General features: G+C 63.5%; 9 protein-coding genes and 1 pseudogene. All 10 read right to left on the reverse strand.

Annotated features, from left to right (window positions below; all coding sequences use genetic code 11):
• Positions 1-851, reverse strand: an 851-nt coding sequence (locus tag DYI24_RS15905; protein ID WP_164572980.1) for a phosphoserine transaminase, incomplete at its 3' end; no start/stop codon positions are given.
• 236 nt (positions 852-1087) lie between these two features.
• Positions 1088-1489 (reverse strand): hypothetical protein, encoded by a 402-nt coding sequence (locus DYI24_RS15910; protein ID WP_164572981.1) that lies wholly within the window; start codon positions 1487-1489, stop codon positions 1088-1090.
• A gap of 103 nt (positions 1490-1592) precedes the next feature.
• A complete protein-coding gene (locus tag DYI24_RS15915) occupies positions 1593-2897 on the reverse strand; it encodes a methyl-accepting chemotaxis protein (RefSeq protein ID WP_107345894.1) in 1305 nt (434 codons plus the stop codon).
• A complete protein-coding gene (locus DYI24_RS15920) occupies positions 2872-3396 on the reverse strand; it encodes a PAS domain-containing protein (protein WP_164572982.1) in 525 nt (174 codons plus the stop codon). The genes DYI24_RS15915 and DYI24_RS15920 overlap by 26 nt, the downstream gene beginning before the upstream one ends.
• A gap of 185 nt (positions 3397-3581) precedes the next feature.
• The gene (locus DYI24_RS15925) at positions 3582-4052 is read right to left on the reverse strand and encodes a GNAT family N-acetyltransferase (RefSeq protein WP_164572983.1); all 471 of its coding nucleotides are present in this window, start codon (positions 4050-4052) and stop codon (positions 3582-3584) included.
• A gap of 13 nt (positions 4053-4065) precedes the next feature.
• A complete protein-coding gene (locus DYI24_RS15930; protein WP_164572984.1) occupies positions 4066-4656 on the reverse strand; it encodes a glutathione S-transferase family protein in 591 nt (196 codons plus the stop codon).
• A 65-nt stretch (positions 4657-4721) separates the two neighbouring features.
• Positions 4722-5540: an outer membrane protein gene (locus DYI24_RS15935; RefSeq protein WP_164572985.1), complete on the reverse strand. Its 819-nt coding sequence runs from the start codon at positions 5538-5540 to the stop codon at positions 4722-4724.
• A 146-nt stretch (positions 5541-5686) separates the two neighbouring features.
• Entirely contained in the window at positions 5687-6532 is an 846-nt protein-coding gene (locus DYI24_RS15940; protein WP_164572986.1) for an outer membrane protein, read from the reverse strand.
• 309 nt (positions 6533-6841) lie between these two features.
• The gene (locus DYI24_RS15945; protein WP_164572987.1) at positions 6842-8107 is read right to left on the reverse strand and encodes an MFS transporter; all 1266 of its coding nucleotides are present in this window, start codon (positions 8105-8107) and stop codon (positions 6842-6844) included.
• 171 nt (positions 8108-8278) lie between these two features.
• Positions 8279-8422 (reverse strand): annotated as a pseudogene (gene glmM, locus DYI24_RS15950) (phosphoglucosamine mutase); the annotation flags it as partial.

Here is an 8422-nt window from a genome sequence, read left to right on the forward strand (position 1 = left end):
GTCAGCACCTTGGTGTTGGCGTCGGCACGGGCGATCAGGCCCTTAAGGCCGCCCACCGACTTCGCCCACTGCAGCGCGTCGATGTAGTCCTCGACGCACAGCATCGACGGGGTGTTGATGGTCTCACCCTGGAAGATACCTTCGATCAGCTTGCCGCCCTTAGTAAGGCGGAAGATCTTCGGCATCGGCCAGGTCGGCGTGTAGCTCTCGAGACGGGCAACAGCGCGCGGCGAGAGGATCAGCATGCCGTGCGCGGCTTCACCGCCGAGCGCCTTCTGCCAGGAGAAGGTGACGACATCGAGCTTGGCCCAATCCAGCGGCTGTGCGAAGGCGGCCGAGGTGGCGTCGCAGATGGTCAGGCCTTCACGGTCGGCCTTGATCCAGTCGGCGTTCGGAACGCGGACGCCGGAGGTGGTGCCGTTCCAGGTGAAGACGACGTCGGTGTTGCAATCGACCTTGGTGAGGTCGGGAATTTCGCCGTAACCAGCCTTGAGCTTGGTGACGTTGGGGAGCTTCAGCTCCTTGGTGATATCGCCGACCCAGCCGTCGCCGAACGATTCCCAGGCCAGCGTGGTGACCGGGCGCGGCCCGAGCAGCGACCACAGCGCCATTTCGACGGCGCCGGTGTCGGAGGCCGGAACGATGCCGATCTTGTAGTCGGCAGGGACCTCGAGCACGTCGCGGGTCAGGTCGATCGCGAGCTTGAGCTTGGCCTTGCCGACCTTCGCGCGATGCGAGCGGCCGAGCGGGGCGTCCTTGAGATTTTCGGGAGACCAGCCGGGGCGCTTCGCGCAGGGGCCGGAGGAGAATTGCGGCGCATTGGGCCGCGAAGCGGGCTTCGCTACAGTCATAGTCTATCCTTCCAGATAGCTGCCTCTCGGTGGGGAGAGGTTTCCCGCTGCTGGGGATAGTCCTTTGGCCTCGAAAGTCAAGGAACTTCGCCATCCGGGAGATCACGGACAGCTTAGACTTTCGAAAGCCGGCGCCGTGGCTGCAAATACGACGAGACCATGACGAGCAAGAACGCACAAAGCGCGCCGGCTGAAACGGCCGACGCGCGCTGGAATCAGTGAGTTCAGGCGAGCTGCTACTTGCCGACCTGCCCGGGATGGCCGGGGCTGCTGGTGGAATCACCTGGCAGACCACTCGGCGACGCGCCGGTGCCGATACTGCCAGGCGTCGAGGTGTTGGGAACGCCCGGTTGATTAGTCCCCGAATTGAGGTTCGATCCAGTCGTCGTACCGGACATGCCGGTTCCGGTCGCGGAAGTACTTGATCCGCCCGGCGCCGACGAAATCCCCCCACGGCCGGAATTCGGAGGCACTGAGCTCGGCGCGCTGATGCCGCCCGGCGAAGCCGCACCGCCCGCAGTGCCGCCGGCACCGCTGCCGCCGCCGGTGCCACCGGTTTGGGCCGATGAACCTGACGCCGCCAACAGCACGGCCGCGATGATCACCCCACTCTTGGTCAACACGTTCTTGGATTGCATGACGTTCTCCCTTTGCTGTGAGGGGAGAACGGAGGCCGGCGCAATGTCGTTCCGCGCCATCACACACGAGTTAGAGCGAAGGTGCAGGAACAGCCGAACGCGATCAGGCGACTTGTGAGATGAAGCGCTGCACTTCGTTCCGTAGCCGATCGACTTGGCCGGCGATCTCGCCCGAGACGCCGTTGACCCGTACCGCGATCTTGCCGGCATCGTCGGCGGCATGGCTGATACCAACGACGTTCGACGACACCAGCGCGGTGCCGGCGGAAGCCTGCTGCACATTGCTGGCGATCTCGCGCGTCGCAGCGCCCTGCTCCTCAACCGCAGAGGCGATCGACGTACTCACCTCGTTGATCTCGCTAATGCGGCGACTGATCGCCTCGACGGCGCCCACGGACTCCTCCGTGATCGACTGCATCTCGCCGATCCGCGCGGTGATCTCCTCGGTCGCCTTGGCGGTCTGGCTGGCGAGCGCCTTCACCTCGGCAGCCACGACGGCGAAGCCACGCCCGGATTCGCCGGCGCGCGCCGCCTCGATCGTGGCGTTGAGCGCCAGCAGGTTGGTCTGCGCCGCGACTGCGTTGATCAGCTTGACGACGTCGCCGATCCGCTGCGCCGCGTCGGCCAGTTGCCGGATCTTGTCAGTGGTCTGCGCAGCCTCATCGACTGCCTGATGGGTGCTGGTGGTCGAGTGCTGGATCTGCCGCGAGATCTCGGCGATCGAAGCGGTGAGTTCCTCCGCCGCGCTGGCAACCGTTTGAACGTTGGCGGAGGCTTGCTCGGCACCGGAAGCAACACTCACCGACTGGCGGCTGGTCTCTTCGGCTGCATTGGCCATCGCGCCGGCATCACCCTTCAGGCCGGTCGACGCGGTCACCAGCATGCTGGCGACATTGTCCATGCCGGCCGCGAAGCACTGCGCCTCCTTGGCGACGTCCCGCACCCGGCGATCCATCACGCCGGTGGCATTGTTGATCGTGGTCGACGCCACCTTGAACGATCCGGGTAGGCCGCGCGTCAGCACCTTGCGGAAGGTCTTGCCCTGGCTGACGTAGTCCATCGAGGCGGAGGCCTCGCGGACGAAGGCGTCGACGATGTCGAGCATGTTGTTGACGCCGGCCTGCGCCTTGCCGATGTCACCACCGTCGCGACGACCTTGCACCCGCGCTTCGAGATCGCCATGCGCGGCACTTTCGGCGACCGCCGCAATCTCGCCGACGGCGCCTGCGGCCCCATGCAGCAGCCACGCCGCGACACCGATCGAGCCGAGACCGAGCAGCAACCCGACGATCTCCACGACCGAGCCGAGCGGCCCGATCAGGATGCGCGCCGCGGCCAAGCCGAGCATGACCACGGCGGCACCGGCGACCGCGATCATCGCCTTAGACAGAGAAGACAAACTCATCATACTCGACGCCCCGATCCTTGATCATGCTCATCAGCAACGCGTAGCCCGCCAGCATGCCGTCCTTGGCGTTGCGATGCCGATTCTCCTCGTCGTGCAATTGCCGATACAGCGCCTCGATCCGGGTGACCTGATCCCGATCGGGCTTGCGCCGATTGGAGTGGAAGCCGGTGACGTTGCGGTTGGCGTCGAGCGTCGGCGTGACATGGGCGAACACCCAGTAATGATCGCCGTCGCTCGCCATGTTCACCACATAGGCAAAGATCTCCTTTTTGGCCTGGATGGTGTCCCACAGCAGCTTGAAGATCGATCGCGGCATGTCCGGGTGTCGCACCAGCGAATGCGGCGCGCCGATCACTTCCGAGCGCGGAAATTTTGCCAGACGAACGAAGACATCGTTGGCGTAGGTAATGTGCCCTTTGATATCAGTCTTGGAGACGATCAACTCATCTTCGTCGAACGGGCATTCGATGCCCGTCGGCTTCACCTGCGGCCGAGCCATCGGTCGTGCACTCCTGATCATGGAAACCTGAAGATGGAACCTGAACTGACAGGTCTCAGGCCGGCTTCCTCCCCGAGAAATTGCACTTCTTATACGGAGTAGAATCTTATTGAGCCCGTTACCCCGCCGTTAAACTGCCACTCAGTAGCAATACCGGGTTATGACAAGCCTGGGGAGTAATCGATTCAAAACCGCATCGTCATGCCGACATGCGACGGCTGAAATCCGAGTCGGACGTAGAACCGCTGAGCATCGACACGGCTCTGATGCGTAAACAATTCGACCAGTTTGCAGCCCTGGCGGCGCGCTTCGTCAATCGCCCAGCGTACCAGCAGTTCGCCGATGCCGCGGCTACGGCAATCACGGGCCACACGAACGTCCTCGATGATCGCTCGGGACGCCCCCTGCGAACTCAGTCCCGGCAGCACCGCAAGCTGCAAACAGCCGACGACACGGCCGTCGTGATCTTCAGCCACCACCATCTGAATATGCGGCGAGTGCTCCAGGGCATCGAACGCGGCGTAATAGGACTCCGGCAGAGGGTCTTCGAGCTTCTCGCGACCGGCACCGAGATGATCATCGGCCAGCATCGCCACAATCGCGAACACATCGTCCCGGCGCGCAGGACGAATTTTGACGGCGGGATCGGCGCTCATCGGGCCACTCAACTCACGGACGGAAGGCCGGCAGGCCGAGGCCGGTTTCTGCACGGGCAATCCAGGCTCGAACGGCCGGATAGTCCTTCAGCGCGAAACCGCCCTGCTCGGCCATCCGGGTGTAGGCCAGCAATGCCACATCGGCGAGCGACAACTCGCCGGCGAGAAACTCGTTATCCGCCAGATGCTGCTCCATCCGCGCCAACGCGGCGTGGCCGCGGCGAACCTTGTCCGGATCGAGTTCACTGGCCGGCTTGCCGAGATAGACCATCTGGAAGCGGCACACCGCGATATAGGGCTCGTGGCTGTACTGCTCCCAGAACAGCCACTCGTCCATCTTGGCCTCGAGCCACGGATCGGCAGGGATCAGGTCGCTGCCACGAGCGAGATAACGGATGACGGCGTTGGACTGCGCCAGCGAGCGGCCATCGTCGAACGCCACCACCGGAACCTGCCCGGCCGGGTTCAGCGCAAGGAACGCCGGCGTCCGGGTCTCGCCCTGCATCGTGTCGATCGCGATCCACGCATAAGGCAGACCCAACCGGTCACAGGTCCACTTCACCTTCAGGCAGTTGCCAGAGTTGAGGTCGCCGTAGATCTTCATGCGCGGAAGGCCCTCGCGTCTCCGGACAGAGACGAGCAGTCGCCGGAGCGTGCATCAACGTCAGATCAGAACTTGTAGCCGATACCGCCGCGCACGGTGGAGACCGCCGTGTTGATCGGCGCCGCGAACTTCAGATACTCCCACTCGGCACGGAGAAATAGGCCGCGCGTGATCATCATGTCCATGCCAACGCCGCCAGCATAGCCGTAAAGGAAGTGGTTGTTCTGCACCTGGCTGAGACTGCCGCTGAAGTCGATATTCTGAAAGCCGGGCGCGGCACTGGTGTTGACCTGCGTACCCGAGACCGAAGCCGTGCGGACAATATCGGCCTGACCGAGCGAAACGCCGCCGAACGCATAAGGCAGAAAGCTGCCGAACGCATAGGCGGCGCGGGCGCGCACCGACCCGATATCTTTGACTTTCATTGCCGCGGCCGCCGAGTAATACACGCCGTTGGTATAGCCGTCCGAGGTCGTAAAGCTACGTCCCATCGAGCCCGAATCAGAACCGCCAAAGTCACCGTGCATGTAGTTCGCTTCGAGGCTGAGCACGACGTCATCCCATTGCCAGTTGTAGCCAAGGAATCCGCCGAAGCCGCTGCCATGGCTGGACTTCTTGCCGAGCACAGGCCAACGAGAAATATTGTATTCATTCTCGATGGTGGTCAGGACCATCTGCTGGTGGGCGAGGCTGCTGGTCGCGTCGGTAAAGTCCATGTCGGAGGTGCCGTAGCCGCCCTGACCGCCGACATAGAAGCCTTCCCAGTTGACCACTCGGGGTGTTTCCACCAGCGCGCCGCGGAGCGGACCGTAGTCCGGCATGTCGGCCGCATACGCCGTCTGAGCCATCACGCCGACTGCCGCAGCCACCACAACTCTACGCATCGCTACACTCCTCGACGAACCTTTCCACAACCGCAATCATCGGCTGTTAACCTTAATTCTTCGTTGTCGCCCGAGGTATCCGACATAGAAAAACGGCGCGGGAAGCTCCCGCGCCGTTAATACTTGTAAACGATCGAGGGCGACGATCAGCCCTTGCGCATCAAGGGGGGCGGCGCGGCGTAGACCGGACCCGCATCGAGATTCCAGCGCACGCCGAGCTTCACGTCGTGCGAGGTGATGTCCTTGAACTTGAAGCTGTTGTTGCTGGTCCGGCCATCGTAAGTCGAGAGCGAGCCGGTATAGCCATCACCCAGATTGAGATAGCTGTATGCCAGTTCGAGCGTCAGGTTGGGATTGACCTTGTAGGCGAGACCGGTGTGCACCGCCCAGGCCAAGTTCCACTTCGATGCGGTCGGCGCACTGGCGAAGCTCGTCGTCGAACCCGGGATGGTGTTAACGCCGGTGTCGGTGAAGTTCGCCATCGTCACCCGCGCGGCGCCGACGCCGGCGCCGACGAACGGGGTGATACACCACCAGGTGCCGAGATCGACATAGGCGTTCGCCATCACCAGCCATTCGGACTTGGAGGCGCCATAATTGTCGATGGCGCTGTAGGGCGCGCCGCTGGAGGTGCCGGTGAAGCGGTCGGTGCCCTTGAAGTTCGAATTGCCACGGTATTGGCCGATCAAATCCGCGCGCAGCCACGGATTGAACTGATAGCCGACGCCGAGACCGTAGATGCCGGCCGAGTCGAACGAGGTCTGCTGGTCGAACGACGTGAGCTGCGAGTACGCCGATTCACGCCCGTAGCGCAGATCCTTGACCTGCTGGTTGCTGAATCCGATATCGCCGCGCAGGTACCAGCCACCGAAATCTTCAACCGGGGGCGGTGCATAGGCGGGCGGCGGGGCAATCGGCATATCGGCCGCCATCGCGGCCGAGGCAACCAGCGAAGCCGCTCCAGCGGCCATCAGAATCTTCACGCTACGCATTGGCTTCGTCCTTTGGTCCAATGATCAATTGCGAAGGCCCCACACCCGGAAACCTATGAGACCGAACGATGCCATCAATTTCTTAAGCGCGACTTAACCCTAATTTTTAAGGTTGATATTTGGTGTCGCAACGTTTTGCGCTGGTAACAACTTCAAACGCCAGCCCCGTGCCGACGCCGCAATGACTAACAAATCATTACTGACGAACGCGATCCGACTGGCCGGCGCACGAACAAAAAACGGCTCCAGTTCCATCGGAACTGGAGCCGTGATCGAGCGGATCAGAGCGACGCCCGCCCCAACGCTGCGCTAGTGAGCGTGGCGCGGCATCTTCGGCAGCAGCACCGCGAGCAGGCCGAGCGCCGGCAGGAACGAGCAGACCTGATAGACGAAGTCGATGCCGCGATGATCGGCGAGCTGGCCGAGCGCCGCCGCGCCGAGGCCACCGATGCCGAAGGCGAAGCCGAAAAAGATCCCCGAGATCATGCCGAAGCGATGCGGCATTAACTCCTGGGCGAACACGATGATCGCCGGCGTCGCCGACGCCAGGATGAACCCGATGAACACCGTCAGCACCGCGCTGGCGGTGAGCCCGGCATATGGCAGCGCCAAGGTGAACGGCAGGATGCCCAGGATCGAGAACCAGATCACGTAGCGGCGGCCGAACCGGTCGCCGAGCGGGCCGCCGAAGAACACTCCCGCCGCGGTGGCGGCGAGGAAGATGAACAGGAAGATCTGCGCGGTCTGGGTCGAGACCTGGAACTTCTCGATCAGATAGAACGTGTAGTAGCTCGACAGGCTCGACAGATACAGCTGCTTGGAGAACAGCAGCGCCACCAGCACGACCAGCGCAACCATCACCCGGCGCCGGCTCGGCGCGTGCGGATGCGGCTGCACCACCATCTTCTTCTTGCCGGCGACCTGCGGCTTGTACCAGACGCCGATGCGCCACAGCACGATGATGGCGAGGAACGCGATCGAGGAGAACCAGGCGATCGACGGCTGGCCGAACGGCACAACGATCAGCGCCGCCAGCACCGGCCCGAGCGCGGTGCCGGCATTGCCGCCGACCTGAAACACCGATTGTGCCATGCCGTGGCGACCGCCCGAGGCGAGCCGCGCGATCCGCGCCGACTCGGGATGAAACACCGCCGAGCCGAGCCCGATCATCGCCGCGGCGATCAGGATCACCGCGTAGGAATGCGCGACGCTGAGCAGCAGCAGCCCCAGGAAGGTCGAGCCCATGCCGATCGCCAGCGAGAACGGCTGCGCCTTCTTGTCGGTGATGTGCCCAACCACCGGCTGCAGCAGCGAGGCGGTGAACTGGAACGCCAGCGTGATCATGCCGATCTGGCCGAAATCGAGCGCGTAGTTCGCCTTCAGGATCGGATACACCGACGGGATCAGCGACTGCATCGTATCGTTGAGGAAATGCGAGAAGCTGATGCCGCCGAGCACGATATAGGCCGGCCCGGCCGCGGCGGGCGCCGCCGGCTTGGTGAGCTCGGGTAGCGGCAACTCGGCCGGATTGACCGGAGCAGCGATATCCGCATCGACGGTGACAGGCTTGTTCACGGCGTTTCCTGAGGTGGGCTTGGGGCGCCGACGCAGACTTCGCGGGCGCAATAACGACGAACGGCCGGCGCGTTGGCCGACCGTTCATAAATTAGTTCCGAGCGCTGCGTGTGTGTAGCGCGGATTTGCGATGGCAGCGTTGCACCCCGCCTGATGCGGCGGGAGCAGGCCTCAGGCGGCGGCAGCCGCCGCGTTGCCGAGCGCATCGACGATGCTGTCGACCACTTCCTCGACCACGTCGTGATTGTCGCCCTCGCCCATCACCCGGATCACCGGCTCGGTGCCCGAGGGACGGATCAGCAGACGGCCGTGGCC

It is taken from the genome of Rhodopseudomonas sp. BR0C11 (assembly GCF_010820945.1).
GTDB classification, from domain to species: domain Bacteria; phylum Pseudomonadota; class Alphaproteobacteria; order Rhizobiales; family Xanthobacteraceae; genus Rhodopseudomonas; species Rhodopseudomonas palustris_H.